This is a genomic window from Microbacterium sorbitolivorans, from assembly GCF_003327285.1.
GTDB lineage: Bacteria > Actinomycetota > Actinomycetes > Actinomycetales > Microbacteriaceae > Microbacterium > Microbacterium sorbitolivorans.
Window position 1 is genome coordinate 940,169 of sequence record NZ_KZ848473.1, and the last position, 25,873, is coordinate 966,041.

The window sequence follows — 25,873 nt, forward strand, 5'->3', positions numbered from 1 at the left end:
AGCGGATCCGCCCCGGGGGTGTTAGCCGTTCAGGATCTCCTCGATGCGGGCGTCGAGCGCCTCGGCGACCTCGGCGGTGTCGTCGCCCTGCGCGATGCGGACGAGCGAATCCTGGATGATGAGGCTCGACTCGACCTCCTGCCACTTCGGCGTCGTGGGCACGCTCTTCGAGACCGCGAGTGCCTCGGCCTGCGACTGCGCGACGTCGTTATCCGGCAGCGCGGCGTTCGACTCGAGCAGCGCCGGGGTGAGGCCGGCGCCCGCCATGATGTCCTGGTATTCCTTCGAGACCATGATCTTCACGGCCTCCTTCGCCATCTCGGGCGCGTCGCTCAGCTGCGCGACGGCGATGTTGGATCCGCCGGCGAAGATCGGGGCGGGCTCGCCCGCCGTGTTGCTCGGCAGTGGGAAGGCGTGCAGGTCCTTGCCGAAGGTGTCGGCGCAGCCCGGGTTCTCCGCATCCGCGGGGGCGGTGATGGATCCGGCCATCCACGCGGGCGCCGAGAGGAACGCGACCTCGCCCGCGCAGAACGGCACGTTGGCGTCGGCCTCGTCACCGTCGGTCGGCGCGTTCGTCGCCTCCTGGTACACCTTCTGCAGCAGCTTCAGGCCCTCCTGCGACTCGGGGCTCGAGAACTGCGCGTCCCACGTGTCGCCGTCGAGCACGGCGATCTCGCCGCCGTACGACCAGATGTACGGGAGCATGTTGTACCAGTCGCGGCCCGGCGCGTAGATGCCGCTCATGCTGTCGGTGCGGTAGGCGATTCCCTGGTCGACGTACTCCTCGAGCGTCGTCGGCAGCGCGTCGCCGTCGACCGTGTCGCCCGAGTAGAACACCACGCGGCCGCCCGCGTAGTACGGCGCCGCATAGAAGGTGTCGTCGTAGGTGCCCGAGGCCTCAAGGCCCGGGTTTAGGTCGCCGAGATCGCCGCGGATGTCACCCAGGTCGGCGAAGAGGCCCTGATCGATGAAGCCGATGGCCTGGGTGTTGCCGACCTCGACGACGTCGGGGGCGTCGTTCGACTGCAGCGCCGCGACGTAGTTCTCGGAGACGTCGGCCCAGGTCTTCTCCTCGAGGTCGAGGGTCCAGCCGTCGTTCGCCTCCTCGAACGTCGTCTTCAGCAGGTCGCGCGCCTCCTGGGGCGTGTCGGTGCCGACGAGCCAGACCGTCAGGGTGCCGGTCGCGGCCGGCTCCTCGCTCGTCGTTCCGCCGTCGCTCGAACACCCGGCGAGGGCGAGCCCCGCGATGCCGAGCAGCGCTGCGGCGGGCAGAGCCTTGGATGTGATGCTGTTCATGATGGGGCTTCCTTGTCTACTCTTGGTGGGATTCCGGGGCTTAGGCGATGCCCAGCTCGGTGCTGAGAATGAGCGCCATCGCTCCGAGAAGCACGGCGTCATCGCCGAGCTGGGACATGCGGACTGACACGTCGTCGTGCAGGTAGGTGCGCTCGCGGAGCGTCTGCTCGGCCGACTCCCGGAGGAGCCCGCCGACGTATTCGGTGGGGCCGGAGAGGATGAGCTCCGGCAGGTCGAGCGCGCCGACGACCGGGGCGATCGCGATGCTGAGCCGTTCGCCGGCCTCGCGCAGCACGACGTCCCGGTCCTCGCCCGCGGCGATGCGCGAGTCGAGGAATCGCACGGACGCCCACGTCTCGAGGCAGCCGATGCGGCCACACGCGCAGACGCGGCCGCCGTCGGTGCCGACGGTGACGTGGCCGACCTCGCCCGCGGCAAAGCGGCTGCCGCGCACGAGTTCGCCGCGCACCATGACGCCGCCACCGACACCTCGGTCGAGCTTAATGAGCATGAAATCTTCGCCGGCGCCGCCGAGCGTGCGCTCCGCGAGCGCCGCGACGTCGGCGTCGTTCGACACGCTCACGGGCGTTCCCGTGCGATCGGCGATCAGCTCCTGCAGCGGGAGGTCGGCCCAACCGAGGTTCGGCGAGGCGATGACCACGCCCTCCCCCGACACGATTCCGGGGCTCGCGACGCCGATGCCGAGGATCCGGCCCGTCGCGCGGGCGAGGAGGTCGTCGACCATGCGCTCCGTGAGTTCGCGGATCTCGGCGCCGTCGATCCCTGAGGGCCGCGCGATCGCGGTGCGCTCGATCACGGATTCGGAAACGTCGATCACGGCGCCGCGCAGCTCGTGCGCGGCGGAGAGGTCGATCGCGATCGCCTGGAGGCCCGTGCGGTCGATGTCGACCGCGACGCCGGGCTTGCCGGGGCCGGTCGTCTCGCGCGCCCCCTGCTCGACGACGATTCCCTCGGCGACGAGGTCGCCGACGAGCGCCGACATCGTGACCCGCGTGAGGCCCGTGCGGCGCGCGAGGTCGGCGCGACTCATGGATCCCTCGTGGAACAGCGTCGTGAGCACGAGGGCGCGATTCTGGCGCCGCACGTGGTCGGGCAGCACCCGGGCGCGGCCCGCTCGGGGCGCGGCGGGGGCCGCTTCGGAGGGGGTGGTCGTTCTCGACATGTTTGTAAGTGAACCTCGCAAATTGGCATTCCGCAAGAGTTTGGGAAAAATTTGTGAAGAAGCCTTACTAATTTGTTACCGACCCTGGCGCGGGTGCCGATCGCCGTGTTAGCTTGCCGGGCATGCCCCTCGCACTTCTCCCGTGGCCCGCCGAGGTCGAGACCCGGCCCGGCGCGCTACGGCTCGATATCACCGCGCCCCACGAGGCCCTCCCCCTCGCCCAACACCGCGCCGTGGACGGTCCTCCCGAGGGCTACCGGCTGCTCGTCGACGCGCACGGCGTCCGCATCGAGGCGGCGGACGACGCCGGCGCGTTCTACGCGCGGCACACGCTGGCGCAGCTCGTCGGCCGCGACGACGAGGGCTTCTTCGCCCCTTTCGTCGACATCCGCGATGCCCCGCGCTTCGCCTACCGCGGCATCATGCTCGACGTCGCGCGGCATTTTCACTCCGTCGCCACGATCGAGCGCCTTATCGAGCGCGCCGCCGAACTGAAGTTCAACGCCCTGCACCTGCACCTCACCGACGACCAGGCGTGGCGCCTCGCCCTCGAGAATCACCCGGAGCTCGCGGAGCGCGGTTCGTCGACGAGCATCGGCGGCGACCCGGGCGGGCACTACGGCCGAGACGATGTGCGGCGCATCGTGGCGCACGCGGCGGCGCACCACATGACCGTCGTGCCCGAGATCGACCTGCCCGGCCACACGCACGCCGTGGGCCTCAGCCACCCCGAGTTTGCCGCGGATCCGGTGCTCACGCCGAGCGTGCTCGAGGTCGTCGAGGAGTTCGGCGGCGGAATCCCCGTGCCGGGCGAGCCGTACACCGGCCTCGCGGTCGGCTTCTCGTCGCTCGAGGCCGGGGCCGCCGGGCTCGAGGGCTTCCTCCGCGAGGTCTTCGCCGAGGTGGCCGGGCTCTTCCCCGGCCCCTACCTGCACCTGGGCGGCGACGAGGCGCTCGGAACCGACCGCGCCGACTACCGCGCGATCGTCGACATGGCCGTGCGCGCCGTCGCCGCGACGGGCCGCACGCCAGCCGCGTGGCACGAGGCCGGCGCCGCCGACCTGCCCGAGGGCGCGGTCTACCAGTACTGGGGCTTCGTCACCCCGAGCGAGGAGCACGCCGAGCTGGCGCGCCGCGCGCTCGTACGGGGAGGGCGGTTCGTCCTCTCCCCCGCCGACGCGATCTACCTCGACATGAAGTACGACGCCGACACCCGCGCGGGCCTCGCCTGGGCCAACGGCCCGACGAGCGTCCGGCGCTCGTACGAGTGGGATCCGGCCGCCGTGATCGAGGTGCCCGAGGAGCGGATCCTCGGCGTCGAGGCCGCGCTGTGGACCGAGACCATCGCCGACGAGGAGACCCTCGAGCGGATGGTGTTCCCGCGCATCGCCTCGGCGGCCGAGGCCGCCTGGTCGCGGCCCCTCGGATCCGCAGAGCGCGAGTGGGAGTCCTTCCGCGCCCGCCTCGCGGGGCTCGGCCCCGCGTGGGAGCGCGCCGGGATCCGCTTCACCCGCAGCCCAGAGATCCCCTGGCTCTGACGCAGATCGCCCGCACCGAGAACCGGTGCGGGCGATCTGTGGGATGACGCTTAGGCGTCGAGGCGGTAGAGCCAGCCGTGCTTGTCTTCGCGGCGGCCGTACTGGATGTCGGTGAGTTCCTCGCGCAGCGACAGCGCGAGCTCGCCGACGGGCTGCTCGTCATCAAAGCCCTCGGCCAGCAGGCGGCCGATCGGCGTCACGACGGCCGCCGTGCCGCAGGCGAAGACCTCGACGATGTCGCCCGAGGAGACGCCGTCGCGCCACTCGGCGAGGCTGACGGGGCGACGCTCAACCGTGTGGCCGCGGTCCTCCGCGAGCTGCAGGAGCGAGTTACGCGTCACGCCATCGAGGATGCTGTCGGAGGCGGGGGTGACGAGCGTGCCGTCCTTCTTCACGAACACGATGTTCATGCCGCCGAGCTCCTCGACGTTGCCGTGCGCGTCGAGGAACACGACCTGGTCGCAGCCCTTCTCGTACGCCTCCGACTGCGGGAGCAGGCTCGCGGCGTAGTTGCCGCCGGTCTTCGCCGAGCCCGTGCCACCCTCGGCCGCACGGGCGTAGGTCTCGCTCAGCCAGATCGAGACCGGCTTGACGCCGCCCGTGAAGTAGGCGCCCGCGGGGCTACCGATCACGTAGAAGTCGTACTTCTTCGCCGGGCGCACGCCGAGGAAGGCCTCCTTGGCGTACATGAACGGACGCAGGTACAGCGTTTGGTCGGCGCCTGACGGCACCCACTCGCCATCGGCCGCGATCAGCTCACGGATCGCCTGGAGGAAGTACTCCTCGGGGATCTCAGGCATCGAGAGGCGGCGAGCGCTGCGGTTGAAGCGGCGGGCGTTCTGCTCGGGGCGGAAGGTGTGAATCGAACCGTCAGCGTGACGGTACGCCTTCATGCCCTCGAAGATCTCCTGCGCGTAGTGCAGCACGGCCGCGGCCGGGTCGAGCGAGATCGGGCCGTACGGCTCGACGCGCGGACGGTGCCAGCCGCCCTTCTCCGACCAGCACAGGTTGACCATGTGGTCGGTGAAGATCGTGCCGAAGCCCGGGTTCTCGAGCAGCTTCTCGCGCTCGGCGGGGCTCTTTGCGGCCAGGTTCCGACGAACGAGGAAGGAGAGCGAGGGGGTCTCAGGAGTGGTCATGCGTGTGTTTCCCGTCTGCGCGGTGTCTCTGCGCGAAATCTGTCGTCAGGCCGTCAGGCGAGCCGCGATGGCGTCGCCGATCTGTGCCGTCGTGCGGGGCGCGTCGGTCCGCTCGGCGATGTCCTGCTCGATCGCGCGCGTCACGCGCTGCGACTCGGCCGAGAGGCCGAGGTGCTCGAGGAGGAGGGCGATGGATCCGATGGCCGCCGTCGGGTCGGCCTTCTGCTGCCCTGCGATGTCGGGAGCCGAACCGTGCACGGGCTCAAACATCGAGGGGAACTCGCCCGAGGGGTTCAGGTTTCCCGAGGCGGCGAGCCCGATTCCGCCGGTGATTGCGCCGGCGAGGTCGGTCAGAATGTCTCCGAAGAGGTTGTCGGTGACGATGACGTCGAAGCGGCTGGGGTTGTCCACCATGTGAATGGTCGCCGCGTCGATGTGCATATAGTCTACGGCGACCTCGGGGTGCTTCTCGCTCGTCTCGTCGAAGATGCGCTTCCAGAGCTTCCCCGCGTTGACCATGACGTTGGTCTTGTGCACGAGCGTCAGCTTCTTGCGGCGCGTCTCCGCGAGCTCGAAGGCGTACTCGACGACGCGGCGCACGCCGTGGGCGGTGTTGACGCCGAGCTCGTTCGCGATCTCGTGCTCGGTGCCCTGGCGCAACACGCCGCCGTTGCCGACGTACGAGCCCTCGGTGCCCTCGCGCACGACGACGAAGTCGACCTCGCCCGGGTTCTTCAGCGGGCCGGGAACCGACGGGTAGAGCTTCGACGGGCGCAGGTTCACGTAGTGGTCGAGCGAGAAGCGCAGCTTCAGCAGCAGGCCGCGCTCGATGTTCGCGTTCGCGAGGCGCGGGTCGTTCGGCGTGCCGCCGACCGCGCCGAGCAGGATCGCGTCGTGCGAGGCTATCGCCTGGAGGTCGTCGTCGGTGAGCACGTCGCCCGTCGCGAGGAACCGGTCGGCGCCGAGCGAGAACCGCGTCTTGTCGAAGGTGACGTCGGTGTCGGCCGTGACGGCGTCGAGAACCTTCTCGGCCTCGGCGATCACCTCCGGCCCAATGCCATCCCCGGCGATCACGGCAAGCTTCACGACACGCGACATTCAGACTCCTTGGTTTCGACGCTTTCGGCTGGATCCCAGCGTACTCGCCGCGACGACCACCGCGAGCACCAGCAGGCCCGTGCCGATGAGCGAGGTTGCGACGACTCCCCCGTCGAACGCGGCCGCGGCCGCGTCGCGCAGCGCCTGCCCGGCGGATCCGCCGAGCTCGTCGGCCGCGTTCATCGCGCCGGCGAGCGTCTCCTGCGCGTGCCGCGCGAGCGAGTCGGGGACGCCTCCCGGGATCGCGAGGGTCGCTCGGTACCAGGCGGTCAGGATCCCGCCGAGGATCGACGTGCCGAGCACCGCGCCGAACTCATACGCCGTCTCACTGATCGCGCTCGCGGCGCCCGCCTTGTCGGCCGGGGCCGACGAGATGATCAGCTCGCCCGACACCGTCTGGGCCGCGGAGGTCCCGGCGCCCATGATGACGAAGGCGAGGATGAGCATCCACACGTCGTTCGCGCCCGCGAACGCCACGAGCAGCAGGCCCACCGCGCCGATCGCGAGGCAGATCGGCACGACGACGGCGGCCGAGAAGCGCGCCGCGAACGGCGTCACGATGAAGCCCGCGAGGATCGACATCACGGCGCCAGGGATGAGCGCGAGGCCCGCCGTCATCGGCGAGAGCCCCACGATCATCTGCAGATGCTGCGACACGAAGTAGAGGAAGCCGATGTACGACATGATGCAGCAGAGGTTGACGATCAGCGAGCCCGAGAACTTCGCGCGCCGGAACAGCGACATGTCGAGCATGGGGTGCGGGATCCGCAGCTGACGGCGCACGAACAGCCACCCGAAGAGCGCGCCGAACGCGATCGCGACGAGGCCGGGCCAGCCCGCGACCGCGAGCTCCTTGATGCCCCAGGCGAGCGGCGCAAGCGTCAGCATCGAGAGCAGGATTCCCCAGCCGTCGATCGGGCCGGGGTTCGGGTCGCGGCTCTCGGCCACGAAGATCGGCACGCCGATGAGCATCAGCACGAGCACCGGCACCGCGAGGAGGAACACGCTCTGCCACGGCAGGTGTTCGATCAGGAAACCGCCGATCACGGGTCCGAGAGCGCCGCCCGCCGAGAACGCGCCCGCCCACGCCGCGATGGCGAAGCGGCGCTGGTTGCGGTTGCGGAACGTCGAGCGCAGGAGCGACATCGTCGAGGGCATGAGGCTCGCGCCGAAGACGCCCATTCCGGCGCGGGCGGCGATCAGCCACTCCGCGGTCGGCGAGAAGGCCGCACCGACCGACACCAGGGTGAACCCGACCGCGCCGAAGAGCAGGATCTTCCGGCGGCCGACGCGGTCGCCGAGGGATCCGGCCGTCACGAGCAGGCCCGCGAGGACGAGCGAGTAAGCGTCGATGATCCAGAGCTGCTCGGCGCTCGTCGGCTCGAGGTCGCGGGCGATCTCGGGCAGCGCGAAGTTCAGGATCGTGTTGTCGATCGATACGAGAAGCACCGGCAGCATGAGCACCACGAGGGCGGCCCAGCCCCGCCAGCCCGCGCGCGGGCCGTCGGTCGCGATGGCGTCGGTATCGGTCATGAAATGCCTCTCACACAAAGGTGCGTCCCTGCCGATCGACAGGGACGCACCGAAGCTATCGAATGGGGTTAGTCTTCGACGATCTCGATCTGGCGGATGATGCGGGCGTCGATCGCCTCGCCGATCGACGCGACCACGTCGTCCGGCACGCGCTTGTCGACCGTGATGAGCGACAGCGCCTCGTCGCCGGCGCCGCGGGCAACCTGCAGGCCGTCAATGTTGATGTCGCCAGCGCCGAACTTGTCGGCGTAGACCGCGACGACGCCCGGGCGGTCCTTGTAGACGATGACGAGGTGGTGCTCGGCGAGCGGGGCGTCGAGCTCGTGGCCGTTGATGCCCACGATCTTCGGAACCATGCGCGTGCCCGCGAGCGTGCCCGCGATGCTCAGCACGGTGCCGTCGGCGAGCGTGCCCGTCAGCGTCGTGAGGTTGCGGAACTCAGGGCTGTCCTTCTCGACGTTCAGGCGGGTCTCGATGCCGCGCTGCTCGGCGATAACGGGGGCGTTGACGTACGACACCTTCTCGCTGACGACGCTGCCCAGGATGCCCTTGAGGGCGGCCAGCTTGTAGACCGAGACGTCGTAGTCGGCGAGCTCGCCGCGCACGTCGATCTCGAGGCTCGTGAGCGCACTGCGCGCGACGCCGCTGAAGACCTGGCCGAGCTTCTCGACGAGCGAGATGCCGGGGCGCACGAACGGGTCGATCGCGCCGCCCGCGACGTTGACGGCGTCGGGCACGAGGTCGCCCTCGAGCGCGAGCTTGACCGACTTGGCGACCGAGATGCCCGCCTTCTCCTGCGCCTCTTCCGTCGACGCACCGAGGTGCGGGGTGACGACCGCGTTCGGCTGACGCGTGATGTCGTCGTTGGCCGGGGGCTCCTGCGTGAAGACGTCGATGCCGGCGCCGGCGATCTCGCCCGCCTCGAGGGCGGCCGCGAGGGCCTGCTCGTCGATGAGGCCACCGCGGGCCACGTTGACGACGTAGGCGGTCTTCTTCATCTTCTTCAGCTGAGCCTCGCCGATCATGCCCGTGGTCTCGGGCGTCTTCGGCATGTGGATCGTGAGGAAGTCGGCCTGCTCGACGAGCTCGTCGAGGGTGACGAGCTCGGCGCCGAGCTGCTGGGCGCGCGCCGCGGTGATGTAAGGGTCGAAGGCGACGATGCGCATTCCGAAGGCCTGCATGCGGGCCGCCACGAGGGCACCGATGCGGCCGAGGCCGATCACGCCGAGGGTCTTCTCGAAGAGCTCGGTACCGGTGAACGAGCTGCGCTTCCAGGCGCCGCCCGAGAGCGACGCGTTGGCGGCCGGGATGTGGCGCGCGAGGCTGATGATGTGGCCGCACGTGAGCTCGGCGGCCGAGATGATGTTCGACGTCGGGGCGTTGACGACCATGACGCCGGCCTGGGTCGCGGCCTTGATGTCGACGTTGTCGAGGCCGACACCGGCGCGCGCGATGACCTTGAGGTTCGGCGCGTGCGAGATCGCCTCTTCGTCCATCTTCGTGGCGGAGCGGATCAGAACCGCACTCGCGTCGGTGAGCGCCGAGAAGAGCGCGGGACGGTCAGTACCGTCAACCGATCGGACATCGAAATCGGGCCCAAGGGCCTCGACCGTGGCGGGGGAAAGCTGCTCTGCGAGAAGAACGACGGGCTTCGACAAAGTGGATCCTTTGAGACGGCGCTGCGGTGGAACGGCAGTGCCTGCGGCGCCTGCCGTTGGACTCCAGCTTAATCGCGCTCGGGGCGTGCCCCGACCACGACTACTGCTGGATGACCTGTTGAGTCGTCGTGAAGGCCTGCACGTCGAGCCAAAAAACGCTGGTTACGGCGAGGCCGACGAGCAGCAGGAGGGTGAGTTTCCAGATTGCCTTACCGCGGCCCATGACCATCGCGATCGCGAAGGACGCGATCGGCACGGCGATCGCCATGATGAGCGCCACCCAGGCGAGGGGCGAGAGCGACAGGTTCACGCCCGTGAGCTGACTGTTGACCGACAGCTCCTGCAGGATCGTGACGAGGTATTGCACGCCCGCCCACACGACGTAGGCGTAAAACAGCCCGAAGAACCCGGCGACGACGCCGATGAGCCACCCCGGCGCAGACTTCTTTTTCACGACGTCGCTCACTGTCCGACCACTCCCACCATCACGAAGGGCCAGGGAACCAGCACAAGCACGCCGAGGCCGAGCCAGACGAATCGCTGCCACGCGGCCTTCCCGCGCCCACCGACGAGGCTCACGATGAACCAGATCGCGGGCGCGAAGATGCCGAGCCACATGCTGCCCTGGAACATGAAGTCGGCGACCGTGCCCGACTGTCCCTCGATGTAGTCGCGCAGTCGCAGCGCGCCGATGACCCAGCCCGCGGTCCACAGCGCGTACACGCCGCCGAGCACGCCGTACGCGACGAGCGCGACGTTGCCGACCCCGGCGGGCTCCGCGTCCGCGGGCTCCTCCGAGGCGGGAACCGGCTCCGGATCCGGCGCCGTGACGGCACTGGATTCGGCGACCGCATCGGGCGTGACGCTCAGCGTCGGATCGTCGTCGCCGTCCCAGCGGAAGGCGTCGTCATCGTCGGGCGTCGTCATGTCAGTCCTGGTCGGGGCGCTTGCGCCAGCGAATACCGGCGTTGATGAGTCCGTCGATGTCGCCATCGAACACCTGGTCGGGCTGCGTCATTTCATACCCCGTGCGCAGGTCCTTCACCAGCTGCTGGCCGTAGAGGAAGTAGGAGCGGATCTGGTCGCCCCAGCTCGCCGTGATGTTGCCGGCGAGTTCCTTCTTCTTCGCTGCTTCCTGCTCCTTCTGCAGCAGGAGCAGGCGCGTCTGCAGCAGGCGCATCGCGGCGGCGCGGTTCTGGATCTGCGACTTCTCGTTCTGCATCGAGATGACGATGCCGGTCGGAAGGTGGGTCAGGCGCACGGCCGAGTCGGTCGTGTTCACCGACTGACCGCCGGGGCCCGACGAGCGGAACACGTCGACGCGGATGTCGTTCTCGGGAATGTCGACCTCGGTCGCCTCCTCCATGAGGGGGATGACCTCGACGGCGGCGAAGCTCGTCTGGCGCTTGTCGGCGGATCCGAAGGGGCTGATGCGCGCGAGGCGGTGCGTTCCGGCCTCGACCGAGAGCACGCCGTACGCGTAGGGGGCGTCGATCTCAAAGGTCGCCGACTTGATGCCCGCGCCCTCGGCGTACGAGGTATCGAGAACCTTCGTCGGGTAGCCGTTGCGCTCGGCCCAGCGCAGGTACATGCGCATGAGAATCTCGGCGAAGTCGGTGGCGTCGTCGCCGCCCGCGCCCGAGCGGATCGTCATGACGGCGGAGCGCTCGTCGTACTCGCCGTCGAGGAGCGTCTGCACCTCGAGATCCTGGATGGTCTTCTCGAGGGCGGCGAGCTCGGCGCGAGCCTCGGCGGCCGTGTCCTCGTCTTCCATCTCGTTCGCCAGCTCGACCATCACCTCGAGGTCGTCGAGACGGTTGCCCGCGCCCTCGACCTTGCGGATCGAGGCCTTGCGGTGGCTGAGCGCGCTCGTTACCTTCTGCGCGTTCTCCTGGTCACTCCAGAGGTCGGGGTCGGCGGCGCGCTCTTCGAGGGCGGCGACCTCGGCCTTGAGGCCGTCGACGTTCACCACCTCGGCGATGTTGTCGAAGGTGGTGCGCAGGGCCTGGATTTCGGCGGAAAGATCGAGTTCTAGCATGGCTAGTGAAGCTTAGCGCGATCGTGCTGTGAGCAGTGCCCGGAACGATCGACCCGAAACGGTGCGCGTGGCGGGACTTGAACCCGCACGACCGCAGTCACAGGAACCTAAATCCTGCGTGTCTACCAATTTCACCACACGCGCGCACCTCCCATTCTATGGGGTGCGGCCGAGTGGTCGTTGCACCGTGTCGCGCACGCCGAGGCTTTTAATCCGCCGGTAATTAACCAGATCAGAGAGTGTTTTTCTCGATCTGTGGATAACTTTCGCGGTCGATTCTCGAAATCTGTCACGCTGTGCCCCGTGAGTGCAGAGCAGCGATCGGTGATCGAACGGGTGCGGGAGCGGATCCGCTCGGATCAGGCCGTGCTCGGGCGGCGCGAGGTCACCCGCGACGACGTGCGGCGGCTCGCCGTCGTCGAGATCCGCCGCCACAACGACTACGCCCTCGCCCGCGGATCCCGCACGATCGACGACCTCGACCAGGCGGTGCAGTCGGTCGTCGCGTCGGTCTCGGGCTACGGGCCCCTGCAGGACTTGTTGGACGATGATTCGATCGAGGAGATTTGGGTCAATGGCCCCGACAAGGTCTTTGTCGCGCGCGGCGGCGTGTCAGAACAGATCGCGCTGAGCCTCACGGAGGAGCAGATCCGCGACACCGTCGAGCGCATGCTGCACCAGACCGGCCGGCGCATCGACGTCAGCCAGCCGTTCGTCGACGCCTCCCTCCCCGACGGATCCCGCCTGCACGTCGTCCTCGCCGGGATCGCGCGGGGTGCGTGGTCGGTAAACATCCGCAAGTTCCTCCCGGGGTTCGGGTCCCTTGACACCCTCGTCGAGCACGGATCCCTCCCCCGCGCCGAGGCCGACAGGCTCTCGGCGGCGATCCGGGAGGGCAGCTCGATCCTCGTCTCCGGCGCGACGCACGCCGGGAAGACGACGATGCTCGGCGCGCTCGTGTCGGAGAGCCTGCCGTCGCAGCGCATCGTGACGGTCGAGGAGACGTTCGAGCTGTCGATCGACGCCCTCGACATTGTCGCGATGCAGGGGCGCCAGCCGAGCCTCGAGGGCACGGGCGAGATCACGCTGCGGCGACTCGTGAAGGAGGCCCTGCGCATGCGGCCCGACCGCCTCGTCGTCGGCGAGGTGCGCGACGCCGAGGCGCTCGACCTCGTGCTCGCCCTCAACACGGGCCTCCCGGGCGCCGCGACGATACACGCGAACTCCGCCGAGGACGCCCTCGTGAAGCTCTCGGCCCTGCCGCTCCTCGCGGGGCGCAACATCGACCGCGACTTCGTACTGCCCGCCGTCATGCGCTCGCTCGACCTCGTCGTGCACTGCGCGCGGCGACCCGATGGGCACCGCTACGTCGCCGAGATCGCGGCCCCCACGGGCCGCGCCGTCGGGGGCATCCCCGAGACGCGCACGCTCTACACCGCCTCCGTCGCGGATCCGCTGCCGCTGCGCCGCTCGGAGCGTGCCGCGTGAGCGCCGCGCTGGGGCTCGCGCTCGGGGCGGGGCTGCTGCTCATCGCCTCGCCGTGGCTGTGGCCGCGGCGCGAACGCGACGCGTCGGCCCGCGCGGAGGGCCGCCTGACGCGTCGGGCGCACGAGGTGCTCGAGCTCGCCGGCTTCGCACACGTCGCGCCGCGCGTGCTCGGGGTAGGGATGGTCGCCGCGGCCCTCGTCGCGGCGGCCGCCGCCTGGCTCGCGACCGGCGTCGCCGTGCTGTGCCTGCTCGCCGCCGTCGCCGCGGCGGCGGCCCCGGTCGTGTGGCTGCGCTCGCGCGCCGCGAAGCTCGTGCGGCAGCGCCGCTCGATGTGGCCCGACGTGTGCGACCTGCTCGTCGGATCCGTGCGCGCCGGGCTCTCGCTTCCCGACGCGATCGCGGTGCTCGGGCAATCGGCGCCCCAGGCGCTACGCGGATCCTTCGCGCAATTCGAGCGCGATATGCGCGTCTCGGGCCACTTCCCGTCGAGCATCGACCGGCTGAAGCACGCGCTCGCCGACCCGATGGCTGACCGCATCATCGAGACCCTGCGCATGGCGCGAGAGGTCGGCGGCACCGAGCTCGTGCCCGTGCTGCGGGCGCTCTCGGCGTCCATCCGCGCCGACGCCGCGCTGCGCGGCGAGGTCGAGTCGAAGCAGTCGTGGACGAAGGGCGCCGCCGTCCTTGGATCGGTTGCCCCTTGGATAATTCTCGCGATCCTGTCGCTACGCCCCGAGGCCGCCCAGGCGTACGCGTCGCCGGCCGGCGGCCTGCTTATTTTGATCGGCGCGGCCGTCTCGTTCGTGTCGTACCGCATCATGCTGCGCGTCGGGCGCCTCCCCGAGCCGCGGAGGTGGTTCGCGTGACCGGCCTCACCGACGTCGCGCTCGCGATCATCCTCGGCGGCGGGCTGGGGCTCGGGCTCTGGTCGATCGCTTCGGCCCTGCCGTCGTGGCGGGTCGCGCCGCTGGCGACGCGCATCGCGCCGTACGTGCGCGACATCACCGACCCGGCGGGCACCTCCCTCCCCGACCGGCTCACGGATCCGACCCTCGCGGTCGCGCGCGGCGCCCGCGCGCTCTGGGCGCGGGCGCAGGCGCGCTTCGCCCGGCTCGCGGGCGGGTCCGAGACGATCGAGCTGCGGCTCACGCAGTCGGGCAAGCCCGCAGACTCGGCCGCCTTCCGCGGGAGCCAGCTCGTGTGGGCGATCGTCGGTGCCGCCGCCGGCACCCTGCTGGTGCTCGTCTCGGTCGCCGCGGGAACGTTCGCGGCCGCCGTCATGGCGCTCCCCGCGGTCGGCTTCGTCGGCGGCCTGGTGCTCGCCGATGTCTCGCTCACGACGCAGGCAAAGGCCCGCGTGGCGCGCATAGAGGAGGAGCTACCGACCGTGCTCGAGTTTCTCGCGCTGTGCCTCTCGGCCGGTGAAGGCATCCTCGGCAGCGTGCGGCGCGTCGCGGTCGTCGGATCGGGTGAGCTGACGGCCGAGCTTCGCGCCATCACGATTGAGGTCGACACCGGCGCCACCCTGACCGACTCGCTCATCGGCATGACCCGCCGGCTCCAGGCGCCCGTCCTGACCCGCGCGATCGACCACACCGTCGCCGCAATCGAGCGCGGCTCGCCCCTGTCCGAGACCCTGCAGGCCCAGGCCGCCGACGCGCGCGAAGACGCCAAGCGGCGGCTCATCGAGGCGGCGGGGCGCAAGGAGATCTACATGATGATCCCCCTCGTGTTCGGCCTGCTGCCGCTCTCCATACTTTTCGCCATCTTCCCCGGAGTAGCCCTGCTCCAAACGGGCTTCTAACCCCTTCGAAAGGACACCCGATGTTCACTCGCCTCTCCGCCGCCATCGCACGCCTCCGCACCGCGTGGGGCTCCGTCGCCGATCCCCGCGCCGACGATCCCGAACGGGGTGATGTTCCCGGCTGGGTGCTCGTGACCTTGATGACCGCGACGATTGTCGTCGGCATCTGGCTGCTCGCCCGCCCCGCCCTCGAGCAGCTCTTCGACCGCGCCATGACGATCATCCCGGGCGCCTGATGCCCGCGCGCGCTCCCCGCGCGCCGGACGACGGCGAGCGCGGATCCGCACCCGTCGAGTTCATCCTCGTCGGCGTGCTGCTGACGATGCTCACGCTGGGCGTGCTGCAATTCGCCCTCGCTGTACACACGCGCAACGTCGTGCAGGACGCCGCGGTCGACGCCGCCTTCCACGCGGCGCTCGCCGACACGACGCCCGCCGAGACGGAGGCGCGCGCCAGGGCCGCCGTCGAGCGCGGCCTCGGGCGAGACGTCATCTCGTACGTCGTGATCGTGGAAGGTCGCTCGTATGGCCTCGAGACCGTCCGTGTACACATCGCGGCGACGCTGCCGCTCGTGGGGCTCGCGGGCCCCGGGCGGGGAACCCTGGTGGTGGCCGATGCGCCCGTCGAACGCGTGGGCTGACGACCGCGAGCGCGGCAGCGCGACGATCGAGTTCCTCGTCGCGGGCGTGCTGCTGCTCGTGCCGATCGTGTACCTCGTGATCGCCTTCGGCCTGGTGCAGAACGCCTCGCTCGGTGCGGAGGCGACGGCGCGGTTCGTCGCGCGCACGCTCGCGACCGGATCCGAAGTGCCGCCCGACGCCGTCCGCGACATGGTCGCCGCGGGGTACGGGCTGGATCCGGAGTCGCTCACGGTGCGGGCCGAGTGCTACCCCGCGACGGGCGAGTGCCCCTCGGCCGGGTCGACGATCGTCGTGACGGTCGAGACCACCGTCGGCCTGCCGCTCATGCCCGACGTCTTCGACAGTCACACGGCCGTGCCCGTGACGGGGACGGCGACCTATCGCGTCGAACGGCTCTCCTCGTGAACGGGCTCGCGGGCGACGAGCGGGGCAGCATCCTGCCGCTTCTGGCGGGCTACCTCGCCCTCGCCCTCGCCGTCGTGCTCGTCTGCGTCAACGGCATCGACCTGCTCGTCACGCAGCGCCGCATCGACTCGCTCGCCGACGCCGCGGCGCTCGCGGCCTCCGACGGCTTCGAGATCGTGCCGGGACCGGCCGGCGTCACGCTCGAGCTCAACCCAGCCACGGCGCACGATCAGGCCGCCGAGGTCGTGCGGGTCTCCCCCGGATCCGCCTGGCTCGTCGGCGTCGACCTCGACGGGCCCACGACCGCCCGCGCCACCGTCGCCGACCTCTGGGAGCCAAAGATCCTCGGCATCGTCGTGCCCGCCGGGGTCGTCCTCACCGCGACGGGCACGAGCCGCGCCTCACTCGCGGGGTGACGCCCCCACGAGGCTCAGCGAGACGGTACCCGCCGCAATGTCGGCGCCGTCGACGCGCACCCGCACGATCGAGCCAAGCTCGGGCTCGCCCTCGACGTCGGCCGTGATGAACGGGGTCGCGATCTGCACGCGCGTGCCGTTACTGCGACGCGAGACGGCGACGGCGACGTACTCGCGGCCGATGCGGTGCGAGAGCACGGCTGCCTCGACGCGGGCGATGCACCCGTTCTCGAGGCGGCTGGCGAGCTGGCCGCTGCGGCCCATGATCTTCGGCAACTGCGGCAGCGCCTCGCGGGCCCAGGCGGGGATCTCGGTGCCGTTCGCCTCGGCCTCGCAGATCGCGAGCACGTAGCGGTCGACGAGGCGCCGAAGCGGCGCGGTCGCGTGCGAGTAGGGCGCCGCGATCGCCGATTGGATCTTCTGCTCGGGAGCCTCGCCGTCGAAGGCCTCGTAGCCGGCGCCGCGGAACAGCGCCGTCGCGGCCTGCATGACGGCGGGGGTCGCGTGGTCGCCCGGATCCTGCTGGCGCAGGTACTCGCCGTAGCTGATGTCGGTGCTCCACGGGCGGTCGAGCAGGGCGACGCGGCGGCGGAACTCGTCGATGGCGTCCTGATCCGCGGGCGGCATGGTTCGCAGGATCCCGACCTTCGCGCGCAGCATCAGTTCGGCCGCGGCCATCCCCGTCATGAGCGAGATCTGCGCGTTGAAGTCCTCCGACGCGAGCGTCGCCCGCGCGCGCAGCTCGAACTGACCCTTGACCTCGACGACCTCCTCCTCGGACATACGAAGGCTCGCGCCGCCGCGCTCGGCCTCGAGCTCGATGCGGCGAGCGCCGATCTCGGCAAGGAGCGCGATGCCCTCGGGCGCCGTGCCGGCGTCGAGCTCGGCCTGCACCTCGGTATAGGTCCAGCGCTTCCGCGACCGCACCCACGCGCGCACGAGCTGCGTGTCGGTGACGCGGCCATCGGATCCGAGCGCGAAGCGCCATACATAGGCGCGGCGGCGCTGCTCCGGCAGGAGCGAGGCGGCGTCGCCCGCGATCTGCTCGGGGTGCAGGCCCGTGGATCCGTCGGGCGCGTAGAGCGTCTGCCCGCGCGCCTGGGTCGCCGCGTCGAGCGCGCCGCCCGGGGCGACGATGGCGGCGAGGTCGGCGATCGCATACTGCACGACGTATCCGTCGCCGTCGCGCTCGAGGTGCATCGCCTGGTCGAGGTCGCGCGAGCCCTCGGGGTCGATCGTGAGGAAGGGCACGTCGTCCATATCGACGCGGGCGTCGTCGGATCCGTCGACGGCGACGCCCGCCGCGATCACTCGCTCGGCTTCCTCGACGGCGTCGTCGGGATAGCCAACGGGGGTCTGCAGCTCTGCCCGAAGTGCGGCGAACGACTCTGCCAGGGCACGCGCGGCCGATGACAGGCGGGCTTTTCTCGCGGTCATGGGCCCACCCTAGTCCGCCACTCATCATCATTTCTCCGCGCGGTCGTATGCGATTCGCATACGACCGCGCGGAGAAATGCAGATATGGCGGCGCGGGGGTGAGTGCCGAGTCACCCGGGCGACACCTGTCGTTCACCTAGGTCGACCTCGCCGGACACCCTGCGCGCATATATTCCATCGGCACCCGTCCTCCGGCGCGAGCCGGATCACAAGAGGATTCACATGTCTCACTTCCCCCGTTCCCTGCGTCTGGCGGCCGGCATCGCCGTGATGGCCACCGCCGCCGTTTCCCTCGCCGCGTGCTCGAGCGACGACAACGCCGCCGATTCCGAGGCCGCGTCGGCCACCTCCCTCGCCGACTTCGGCACCCTCGAAGACCTCGAGGCGGCCGCGAAGGAGGAGGGCGCGCTCAACGTCATCGCTCTCCCCCGCGACTGGGCCAACTACGGCGCCATTCTCGACCTGTTCGCCGAGCGCTACCCCGAGATCACGATCAACGAGGCCTCGCCCGACGTGTCAAGCGCCGAGGAGATCCAGGCCGCCGAGACCAACGCCGGCACCGACAAGGCGCCCGACGTCTTCGACCTCGGCCTCACCGTCGCCCTGCAGAACGTCGACTCGTTCGCGGCGTACAAGGTCGAGGGCTTCGACGACATCCCCGAGTCGCTGAAGGACCCGGAGGGCCGCTTCGTCGGCGACTACGGCGGATACATGTCGGTCGGCGTCGACACCTCGAAGTTCCCCGCCCCGGCCGAGATCTCCGACCTCACGGGCAGCGACTACAAGGGCGCGGTTGCGATCAACGGCGACCCGACCCAGGCGGGCGCCGCCTTCGCCGCCGTCGGCCTCGCGTCGATCCTGAACGACGGATCGCTCGACGACTTCCAGCCCGGCATCGACTTCTTCGGTGAGCTGAACTCGGCCGGCAACTTCCTCAAGGTCGACGTCACCCCGGCGACCGTCGCCTCGGGCGAGACGCCCGTCGTCTTCGACTGGGACTACTTGAACGCCGCGTACACGGCCGACAACCCCGACTGGGAGGTCGTGGTCTTCCCCGACCTCGGCTACGCCAGCTACTACAACCAGGCCATCAACGCTGACGCCCCGCACCCCGCGGCCGCCCGCCTGTGGCAGGAGTTCCTGTACAGCGACGAGGTGCAGAACCTCTTCCTCGCCGGTGGCGCCCGCCCCGCCCGCATGGACGCGATGACCGACGCCGGCACGATCGACGCCGACCTCGCGGCCGCCCTGCCCGAGGTTCCGGCCGAGACCCTCGTGCCGACGCAGGAGCAGAGCGACGCGGCCGGCACGCTTCTCGGTGAGAAGTGGGCCGCGGCGGTCCAGTGACTCTCGCTTCCTCCACGGACGCCGGCGCCTCGCTTCCCGCGAGCCGCCGGCGTTCGGCGCGTTCCTGGGCGTGGCTCGGCCTCGTCCCCTTCGCCGTCTACGTCCTCGTCTTCCTCGCGCTGCCCACGGTGCTCGCGATCGGATCCGGCTTCTTCGATAGCGACGGCGGCTTCACCTGGACGAACGTCGCCGCCCTCGGCGACCCCGTCGTCCTCAAGGCCTTCGGCAACTCGGCCTGGCTCTCGGCCCTCACCGCCGTCATCGGCGCGGTCATCGGCGCGCTCGTCTGCTACGCCATGCTGGGCCTCAGCCCCTCTGGCGCCATGCGGGCGACGGTCGACGCCGCCTCCGGCGTGCTCGCCCAGTTCGGCGGCGTGATGCTCGCCTTCGCCTTCATCGCCACCATGGGCGTACAGGGCATCATCACGGTGCTGCTGCGCGAGAGCCTCGGCATCAACATCTACGAGAACGGCACCTGGCTGTACGACATGCCGGGCCTGATCCTCCCGTACGTCTTCTTCCAGATCCCCCTCATGGTCATCACGTTCATGCCGTCGCTCAGCGCGCTGAAGCCCCAGTGGGCCGAGGCAAACCTCACGCTCGGCGGCACGCGGGCGGGCTTCTGGCTACGCATCGGCATTCCCGTGCTCGCCCCGTCGTTCCTCGCGAGCCTGCTGCTGCTGTTCGCGAGCGGTTTCTCGTCGTACGCGACCGCCGCCGCGCTCGCGAGCCAGGGATCCCAGATCGTTCCGCTCCAGATCCGCGCCGCCCTCACGAGCGAGACCGTGCTGGGCCGCGAGAACCTCGCCGGCGCGCTCGCGCTCGGCATGATCGTCGTCGTCGGAGTCGTCATGTGGCTGTACTCGCTCATTCAGCGCCGGGCAGCGAGGTGGCAGGGATGAACCGCTTGGCCCCCAGCCGCACCACGCGCTGGACCATCGGCATCCTCGTTGCCGCGTTCTTCATCATCCCGCTGGGATCGACGCTGCTCTACACGTTCCAGATGCCCGACGGATCCACGACGCTCGCGCACTGGACGTCGCTCGCCGACCCCGCTTCGGCCGCGAAGCTCCGGCCCGTCTGGACGGGCCTCACGAACTCGCTCGTCCTCGCCGTCGTGACCGTCGCGATCGTGCTGTTCCTCCTCGCGCCCACGATGATCCTCGTGAACCTGCGCTTCCCGAGGCTGAAGCCGTTGTTCGAGTTCGTGGCCCTGCTGCCGATTTCGATCCCCGCGATCGTGCTCGTCGTCGGCCTCGCGCCGATCTACCTGCGCATCGCGCGCTCGATCGGCACGGGCACGTGGACCCTCGCGTTCGCCTACGGCATCACGGTGCTGCCGTTCGCCTATCGCTCGATCCAGGCGTCGATCGACGCGGCCGACCTCAAGACGCTGTCGGAGGCCGCGCGCTCGCTCGGCGCCGGATGGCCGACGGTCGTGCTGCAGGTGCTCGCGCCGAACATCCGCCAGGGCCTGCTGGCGGGCTCGCTGATCTCGATCGCCGTCGTGCTCGGCGAGTTCACGATCGCGTCGCTGCTGAACCGCGACGTGTTCCAGACCGCGATGCTCGTGGTCAGCAAGCAGGATCCGTATCTGCCGGCGATCTTCACGCTGCTCGCGCTCGTGTTCTGCTTCGTCCTGCTCCTCATCGTTGGCCGCGTCGGGCGCGGCGCCCGAAAGGCACAGTCATGACCCACACTCCCCTGCCCCGCACCTCCGATAACGCGCTCCTCGCCGAGGCCGGCGAGGGCACCCGCGTCGAGTTCCGCGGCATCGAGAAGAGCTACGGATCCGCGAAGGTGCTCCACGGCGTCGACCTCGACATCGCGCCGGGCGAGTTCGTCTCGCTCCTCGGCCCGTCGGGCTGCGGCAAGACGACCGCGCTGCGCGTGCTGGCGGGCCTCGAATCCTCCGACGGCGGCGCCGTGCTTCTCGGCGGCCAGGACGTCTCGCGCGTGCCGACGAACAAGCGCGACATCGGCATGGTCTTCCAGTCGTACTCGCTATTCCCGCACCTGAACGTCGCCGAGAACACCGCCTTCGGCCTGCGTCGCCGCGGCGTGCGCAAGCCGGAGGCGGCGAAGCGCGCGAAGGACGCCCTGGCCCTCGTCGGGCTCGAGCACCTCGCCGACCGGTTCCCGCACCAGCTCTCGGGCGGCCAGCAGCAGCGCGTCGCCCTCGCCCGCGCCCTCGTCACCGAGCCGCGCGTGCTCCTGCTCGACGAGCCGCTCTCCGCGCTCGACGCGAAGGTGCGCGTGCAGCTGCGCGACGAAATCCGACGGATCCAGCTGCGCCTCGGCATCACGACGCTGTTCGTGACGCACGACCAAGAGGAGGCCCTCGCTGCGTCCGACCGCATCGCGGTCATGAACGCCGGTCGCATCGACCAGGTCGACACGCCGGAGAACCTCTACCTGCGCCCCGCGACCGCCCACGTCGCGTCGTTCGTGGGGCTCTCGAGCCTCGTGCGCGGCGAGGCCGACGGCGAGTTCGTGACGGTGTGGGGCACGAAGTTGCCGCTCAACTCGCCCGCGACCGGCACCGTCGACGTGCACCTGCGCCCCGAGAACCTGCGCCTCGTCGGGCAGCAGGATCGGGCGATCGCCGGCGTCGTCGAGGAGACCACGTTCCTCGGCAGCATGCGCCGCTCGCTCGTGCGCACCGAGACCGACGACGTCGTGCACGTGCAGCACGACGCGGGCCAGCGGCTGAGCTACGGCGACCGCGTCTACCTCGCGGTCGACCCGCAACCCGTCGCGGCGCGCGAGGTCGCGTAGAGCATAAAGCGGCCGGTGTCCCTCTCGCGGAGGGGCACCGGCCGCTTTCTCGCTACAGCGCCTCGAGGAAGGGGACGATCGCCTCGAGCGCGCGGGCGCGGTGCGAGACGGCGTTCTTCTCGGCGGGGGTGAGCTCGGCGGCCGACTTCTCGGATCCCTCGGGAACGAAGATCGGGTCATAGCCGAAGCCGCCCTCGCCGCGCGGCTCGCGCGCGATGTGTCCGGGCCAGATGCCCTCGACCGTGCGCTCGTCGCCCGACGGCGTCACGAGCGCGATCACCGAGGTGTAGTGCGCCGCGCGATCCTCGTCGCGGTGGAGGTCCGAGATCTGGTCGAGCAGCAGCGCGAGGTTCGCGGCGTCGTCCTTCTGGTGCCCGGCCCAGTACGCCGAGAAGACGCCGGGTGAGCCTCCCAGCACGTCGACGCACACACCCGAGTCGTCCGCGAGGGCGACGAGCCCGGTGTGCTGCGCCGCCGTGCGCGCCTTGATGAGGGCGTTCGCCTGGAAGGTCGTGCCGTCTTCTACGGGCTCGGGGCCGTCGTAGCCGACGACCTCGATGTCGGGGCGCACGCGCGAGACGATCGCCTGAAGCTCGGCGATTTTGTGCGCGTTGTGCGTGGCGAGGACGACCTGGGTCATCGGCCGAGGGCCTCGCGCTGCAGCACCGTCAGGTCGGCGCAGCCCTTGGCGCCCAGCTCGAGAAGCTGGTCGAGCTCGGCCTTGTCGAACGGCGCGCCCTCGGCGGTGCCCTGCACCTCGACGAACTTGCCCGAGCCCGTCATGACGATGTTCATGTCGGTCTCGGCGCGCGAGTCTTCCACGTACGGCAGGTCGAGCATCGGCGTGCCGTCGATGATGCCGACCGAGATCGCGGCGATCGAGTCGGAGAGCGGCTGCGCCTTCTTCGCGACGAAGCCCTTCTCGCGGCCCCACTCAATGGCGTCGGCGAGCGCGACGTAGGCGCCCGTGATCGATGCGGTGCGGGTGCCGCCGTCGGCCTGCAGCACGTCGCAGTCGATCACGAGGGTGTTCTCGCCGAGGGCCTTCGTGTCGACGACGGCGCGGAGGGCGCGGCCGATGAGGCGCGAGATCTCGTGCGTGCGGCCGCCGACGCGGCCCTTGATGCTCTCGCGCTGCGAGCGTTCGTTGGTGGCGCGGGGAAGCATGGCGTACTCGGCCGTGACCCATCCCTTGCCCTGGCCGGCGAGCCAGCGCGGCACGCCGTTCGTGAAGCTGGCGGTGCAGAGCACCTTGGTGTCGCCGAAGCTGATGAGGGCGCTGCCCTCGGCCTGGCTGCTCCAGCCGCGCTCGATCGTCACGGGGCGGAGCTGGTCGAGGGCGCGTCCGTCGGCTCGCGTGGTCATCGTTACCTCTTTCGGGGCGGTTAGTGAGGGGTGGAGTCGGAGGCCGCCTGGCGGAACGCCGCGGCACGCGCCTCGTAGTCGGTGAACTCGTCGAAGCTCGGCGCTCCGGGCGACAGCAGGATCGTATCGCCCGCGCCCGTCACTGTACGAGCGACCTCGAGGGCGTCGCGGAAGCCGGCGGCGGTTCGGAGACGCGGCACGCGACCCTCCGCGTCCCGCGCGAAGCGGGATCCGGCGGGCCCCGTGCAGACGACCGTCACGTCGTCTCGCCCCGCGAGCGCGTCGATGAGAGCGTCGAACGGCAGATCGCGCTCCGCGCCGCCCATGACGAGGGCGAGGCGCGGTGCGGAGACGCTCGTGAGGGCCGCCGCGACGGCCTGGGGCGCGGTCGCGAGGCTGTCGTCGATCCAGGTGCGGCCGTCGGTCGACGGCACGACCTCGAGGCGGTGCGCGAGGGGCGAGAAGTCGGCGACCGCGGCGAGCGCCGCCGCGCGGTCGAGGCCGGGCGCGTAGGCGTCGACGGCCGCGAGCGCGAGCGCCGCGTTCGCGAGGTTGTGGCTGCCGACGAGGGCGATGTCGGCGAGCGCAACGGATCCGGCGCCCTCCCAGGCGAGCTCGTCGTCCGTCACGCGGATCCCGAGGTCGGCGGGGACGACGATGCGCGCGTCGCCCGCGATGCCGCGGGCGCGCTCGGCGAGCTCGCCCGTGTGGGCGGGCAGGACGATCGTCTCGGGGCCGTGCGCGAGGAGGTTGAGCTTGTCGGCGACGTAGCGGTCGTAGCCGCCGTGCCACGGGAGGTGCTCGGGGTAGAGCGAGGTGAGCACGGCGACGCGCGGCGAGGCGCTGAGCTCGGCGGCCTGGTAGCTCGAGATCTCGGTGACGGCGCAGTCGACGTCGTCGCCGACGCGGGGGCCGACGGGGATGCCGATATTGCCGGCGAGCTCGGCCGTGTGGCCCGTGCCGCGGAGGATGTGCTGCACGAGCGCCGACGTGGTGCTCTTGCCCTTCGTGCCCGTGACGGCGATGACCTTGTCGCGGTTCTCGCTGAGCCACAGGTCGGTCAGCGAGGTGATCGCGGCGCCCTTTTCGCTGAGCGCGACGTACTCGGGCGAGGTGTGTGGGATGCCGGGCGACTTCACGATCGCGTCGGCCTCCGTGAGCGCCGCCCAGGCGGCGTCTCCGCCGAGGACGCCCTCGGGCGGGGTGCCGGATCCGGTGACGACGATCGTCGACGGCACGCCGCGACCGGCGAGCTCGGCGTGGGCGGCGCGGCCCTCGCGGCCCGCCCCCCAGATGACGACGCGCTTGCCTGCGAGATCCTCAAATCGCACGGGCGACCTCCTCCAGCTCAGCCGAGAGGTGGTGCTCGCCGCTCCGCCAGGCGAAGACGCTCTCGCGCTCGGCGGCGGTCGCGTGGACCGCCCGCACGGCCGCGTCGTCGAGGAACGGGTGGCCCGCCCAGTCGTCGCGGTCGCGGATCATCTCGAGGGCGACGCGGCACTCATCGGGCTCGCCCACGCACTCGAAGGGCTTGAAGAGGCCGTCGACGCCGAGCAGCTCGAGGTAGCCCTCGCGCTGGGCGGGCTCGGCGAACATGTCGCGCCCGCCGAAGATGGCGAGCAGATCGTCGCGCGAGAGGAACGGTGCGAGGATGAGCGACACGAAGCGGCACTTCGGGCACTCGCCGCACCAACTGGCGTCGGCCGCGGCGCTCATCGTGAAGGCGCGATTGCAGCTCGTGAACACCCGGTGATAGGCCGTGTGGCGGGCGAAGGCCCGCGCGATGCGCAGCTCGGTGAGGGGGCGCAGGAGCGAGACGTACTCGGGGGATCCGGCGGGGACGCTGTCGCGCAGCAGGCCCTCGAAGTGGCTCGACTTCGACCACTGGTGGTTGATGTCGCGGCCGTGCCACACCTGGTTGCCGTACGAGGCGCTCGCCTCGTTGCTGAACACGACGGTGTCGTGGCCGGTCGCGAGGGCCGAGAGCAGCGCGATGAGCGAGTTGATGGCCGTCACGGGCACGTGACCGTTCGGCGCGCCCTCGGCGTTGAGGCGCAAAAGCAGCTGGTCGATCTTGCGGCCGGCGCGCTCGAGCTCGAGGCCCGCGACCTCCGCGGTGCGCAGGATCGGCCCGCGCGGGTTAATGCCGAACGCGGTGACGTCGACCGACGCGGCCTTCAACGCCTCGATCGAGACGATCGAGTCCTTCCCGCCGCCGACGGCGACGAGGGCGCGCCCCGTGGCGGATCCCGCGGATCCGGTCTGCACGGCGGGCAGCTCGGGGGCGTCGATCTCGGGCTCGAGGGCGCCGGGGAGGTCGTTGACGATCGCGAACTCGCCGAGGCCACCCGCGATCAGCTCGGTGATGAAGGCGCGCTCGGCCGCCGTCAGCCCGCCGGGAACCGCGAAGGTGACGGGGGCGAACGCCTTGTAATAGCTGAGCGAGGCCGCCAGCGTCAACAGGCGCACGAGGCCGTCGGCGACCGCCGAGTCGGGCAGCTCGCCCGGGATCTCGATGCGCTCTGAGAAGGCATACACCTCGGTTTCGCCGGCGACGGCGGCGTACCGCAGGGTGAGTTGGTTCCCCGAACGTTCCGCCTCCCGACATTCGAAGCGGGTGATGCGCGGACGAGCCTCGGAAAACGCGAACTCCATAGCCGTCAAATCTACACGCGGGCACCAGGGAACACGGCGAGAACCGCATGGCCG

The 25,873-nt window shown here is 70.4% G+C and carries 26 protein-coding genes and 1 tRNA gene; 12 read left to right on the forward strand and 15 right to left on the reverse strand.

The features are described from left to right. Positions 1-21: 21 nt before the first annotated feature. Together DTO57_RS04755 and DTO57_RS04760 are read right to left on the reverse strand one after the other, a co-directional pair. Positions 22-1,296 carry an extracellular solute-binding protein gene (locus DTO57_RS04755; protein ID WP_114117026.1) on the reverse strand — a complete coding sequence of 425 codons (1,275 nt, stop codon included), beginning with the start codon at positions 1,294-1,296 and terminating at the stop codon, positions 22-24. Between the two features lie 40 nt (positions 1,297-1,336). Further along, positions 1,337-2,479 (reverse strand): ROK family transcriptional regulator, encoded by a 1,143-nt coding sequence (locus DTO57_RS04760; protein WP_114117027.1) that lies wholly within the window; start codon positions 2,477-2,479, stop codon positions 1,337-1,339. Positions 2,480-2,601: 122 nt separating this feature from the next. On the opposite strand from DTO57_RS04760, the gene DTO57_RS04765 reads away from it, so the two are divergent. Then, entirely contained in the window at positions 2,602-4,017 is a 1,416-nt protein-coding gene (locus DTO57_RS04765) for a family 20 glycosylhydrolase (protein WP_114117028.1), read from the forward strand. Between the two features lie 50 nt (positions 4,018-4,067). Here the strand turns inward: DTO57_RS04765 and DTO57_RS04770 are convergent, their stop codons facing one another. The 8 genes from DTO57_RS04770 to DTO57_RS04805 all read right to left on the reverse strand — a co-directional run bounded on the left by DTO57_RS04770 (position 4,068) and on the right by DTO57_RS04805 (position 11,627). Beyond that, positions 4,068-5,156 (reverse strand): branched-chain amino acid aminotransferase, encoded by a 1,089-nt coding sequence (locus DTO57_RS04770; RefSeq protein WP_114117029.1) that lies wholly within the window; start codon positions 5,154-5,156, stop codon positions 4,068-4,070. A gap of 45 nt (positions 5,157-5,201) precedes the next feature. Next, positions 5,202-6,254: a 3-isopropylmalate dehydrogenase gene (locus tag DTO57_RS04775; RefSeq protein ID WP_114117030.1), complete on the reverse strand. Its 1,053-nt coding sequence runs from the start codon at positions 6,252-6,254 to the stop codon at positions 5,202-5,204. Continuing rightward, positions 6,255-7,787, reverse strand: coding sequence for an MFS transporter (locus DTO57_RS04780; protein ID WP_114117031.1), 1,533 nt, complete (start codon positions 7,785-7,787; stop codon positions 6,255-6,257). Between the two features lie 68 nt (positions 7,788-7,855). Continuing rightward, on the reverse strand, positions 7,856-9,445 hold the full coding sequence (gene serA, locus DTO57_RS04785; RefSeq protein WP_114117032.1) for a phosphoglycerate dehydrogenase: 1,590 nt from the start codon (positions 9,443-9,445) through the stop codon (positions 7,856-7,858). Positions 9,446-9,545: 100 nt separating this feature from the next. Beyond that, complete coding sequence (locus DTO57_RS04790) at positions 9,546-9,911, reverse strand: hypothetical protein (protein ID WP_114117033.1); 366 nt, start codon at positions 9,909-9,911, stop codon at positions 9,546-9,548. After that, on the reverse strand, positions 9,908-10,372 hold the full coding sequence (locus DTO57_RS04795) for a DNA polymerase III subunit gamma/tau (RefSeq protein WP_114117034.1): 465 nt from the start codon (positions 10,370-10,372) through the stop codon (positions 9,908-9,910). Before DTO57_RS04795 ends, DTO57_RS04790 begins: the two co-directional genes overlap by 4 nt. A gap of 1 nt (position 10,373) precedes the next feature. Next, the gene (prfB, locus tag DTO57_RS04800; protein ID WP_114117035.1) at positions 10,374-11,483 is read right to left on the reverse strand and encodes a peptide chain release factor 2; all 1,110 of its coding nucleotides are present in this window, start codon (positions 11,481-11,483) and stop codon (positions 10,374-10,376) included. A 62-nt stretch (positions 11,484-11,545) separates the two neighbouring features. Then, positions 11,546-11,627 (reverse strand) — tRNA-Leu (locus tag DTO57_RS04805). 159 nt (positions 11,628-11,786) lie between these two features. Here DTO57_RS04805 and DTO57_RS04810 point away from each other — a divergent pair. Genes DTO57_RS04810 through DTO57_RS04840 form a run of 7 tightly spaced genes read left to right on the forward strand, consistent with a single transcriptional unit; the run spans position 11,787 to position 16,237 of the window. Beyond that, positions 11,787-12,971: a TadA family conjugal transfer-associated ATPase gene (locus DTO57_RS04810; RefSeq protein ID WP_229730547.1), complete on the forward strand. Its 1,185-nt coding sequence runs from the start codon at positions 11,787-11,789 to the stop codon at positions 12,969-12,971. Further along, complete coding sequence (locus DTO57_RS04815; protein WP_114117036.1) at positions 12,968-13,837, forward strand: type II secretion system F family protein; 870 nt, start codon at positions 12,968-12,970, stop codon at positions 13,835-13,837. The genes DTO57_RS04810 and DTO57_RS04815 overlap by 4 nt, the downstream gene beginning before the upstream one ends. Next, entirely contained in the window at positions 13,834-14,775 is a 942-nt protein-coding gene (locus DTO57_RS04820; protein ID WP_229730544.1) for a type II secretion system F family protein, read from the forward strand. The genes DTO57_RS04815 and DTO57_RS04820 overlap by 4 nt, the downstream gene beginning before the upstream one ends. 20 nt (positions 14,776-14,795) lie before the next feature. After that, a complete protein-coding gene (locus DTO57_RS04825) occupies positions 14,796-15,011 on the forward strand; it encodes a hypothetical protein (RefSeq protein ID WP_114117038.1) in 216 nt (71 codons plus the stop codon). Continuing rightward, positions 15,011-15,415 carry a TadE family protein gene (locus DTO57_RS04830; RefSeq protein ID WP_114117039.1) on the forward strand — a complete coding sequence of 135 codons (405 nt, stop codon included), beginning with the start codon at positions 15,011-15,013 and terminating at the stop codon, positions 15,413-15,415. Before DTO57_RS04825 ends, DTO57_RS04830 begins: the two co-directional genes overlap by 1 nt. Continuing rightward, positions 15,390-15,821 (forward strand): TadE/TadG family type IV pilus assembly protein, encoded by a 432-nt coding sequence (locus tag DTO57_RS04835; protein WP_114117040.1) that lies wholly within the window; start codon positions 15,390-15,392, stop codon positions 15,819-15,821. The genes DTO57_RS04830 and DTO57_RS04835 overlap by 26 nt, the downstream gene beginning before the upstream one ends. Further along, a complete protein-coding gene (locus tag DTO57_RS04840; RefSeq protein WP_114117041.1) occupies positions 15,818-16,237 on the forward strand; it encodes a pilus assembly protein TadG-related protein in 420 nt (139 codons plus the stop codon). The genes DTO57_RS04835 and DTO57_RS04840 overlap by 4 nt, the downstream gene beginning before the upstream one ends. On the opposite strand, the gene DTO57_RS04845 is transcribed toward DTO57_RS04840, so the two are convergent. Then, positions 16,223-17,674: an RNB domain-containing ribonuclease gene (locus DTO57_RS04845; protein WP_114117042.1), complete on the reverse strand. Its 1,452-nt coding sequence runs from the start codon at positions 17,672-17,674 to the stop codon at positions 16,223-16,225. The two genes, DTO57_RS04840 and DTO57_RS04845, sit on opposite strands and share 15 nt — an antisense overlap. 222 nt (positions 17,675-17,896) lie before the next feature. On the opposite strand from DTO57_RS04845, the gene DTO57_RS04850 reads away from it, so the two are divergent. From DTO57_RS04850 to DTO57_RS04865, 4 genes are read left to right on the forward strand one after another with little or no spacing between them, the layout of a single operon-like run. Continuing rightward, a complete protein-coding gene (locus tag DTO57_RS04850) occupies positions 17,897-19,021 on the forward strand; it encodes an ABC transporter substrate-binding protein (RefSeq protein WP_114117043.1) in 1,125 nt (374 codons plus the stop codon). Beyond that, on the forward strand, positions 19,018-19,923 hold the full coding sequence (locus DTO57_RS04855) for an ABC transporter permease (protein WP_229730541.1): 906 nt from the start codon (positions 19,018-19,020) through the stop codon (positions 19,921-19,923). Before DTO57_RS04850 ends, DTO57_RS04855 begins: the two co-directional genes overlap by 4 nt. Beyond that, the gene (locus DTO57_RS04860; protein ID WP_114117045.1) at positions 19,920-20,714 is read left to right on the forward strand and encodes an ABC transporter permease; all 795 of its coding nucleotides are present in this window, start codon (positions 19,920-19,922) and stop codon (positions 20,712-20,714) included. Before DTO57_RS04855 ends, DTO57_RS04860 begins: the two co-directional genes overlap by 4 nt. Beyond that, positions 20,711-21,799, forward strand: coding sequence for an ABC transporter ATP-binding protein (locus DTO57_RS04865; protein ID WP_114117046.1), 1,089 nt, complete (start codon positions 20,711-20,713; stop codon positions 21,797-21,799). Before DTO57_RS04860 ends, DTO57_RS04865 begins: the two co-directional genes overlap by 4 nt. Positions 21,800-21,851: 52 nt before the next feature. Here the strand turns inward: DTO57_RS04865 and rdgB are convergent, their stop codons facing one another. The 4 genes from rdgB to DTO57_RS04885 are packed head-to-tail and all read right to left on the reverse strand — an operon-like array spanning position 21,852 to position 25,819. Continuing rightward, positions 21,852-22,439: an RdgB/HAM1 family non-canonical purine NTP pyrophosphatase gene (gene rdgB, locus DTO57_RS04870; protein WP_114117047.1), complete on the reverse strand. Its 588-nt coding sequence runs from the start codon at positions 22,437-22,439 to the stop codon at positions 21,852-21,854. Further along, positions 22,436-23,164 carry a ribonuclease PH gene (gene rph, locus DTO57_RS04875; RefSeq protein ID WP_114117048.1) on the reverse strand — a complete coding sequence of 243 codons (729 nt, stop codon included), beginning with the start codon at positions 23,162-23,164 and terminating at the stop codon, positions 22,436-22,438. Before rph ends, rdgB begins: the two co-directional genes overlap by 4 nt. Before the next feature lie 20 nt (positions 23,165-23,184). Then, positions 23,185-24,495 (reverse strand): UDP-N-acetylmuramoyl-L-alanine--D-glutamate ligase, encoded by a 1,311-nt coding sequence (gene murD, locus DTO57_RS04880; protein ID WP_162785659.1) that lies wholly within the window; start codon positions 24,493-24,495, stop codon positions 23,185-23,187. Beyond that, entirely contained in the window at positions 24,485-25,819 is a 1,335-nt protein-coding gene (locus tag DTO57_RS04885) for a MurL-like N-terminal domain-containing (RefSeq protein ID WP_114117050.1), read from the reverse strand. Before DTO57_RS04885 ends, murD begins: the two co-directional genes overlap by 11 nt. Between the last annotated feature and the right edge of the window lie 54 nt (positions 25,820-25,873).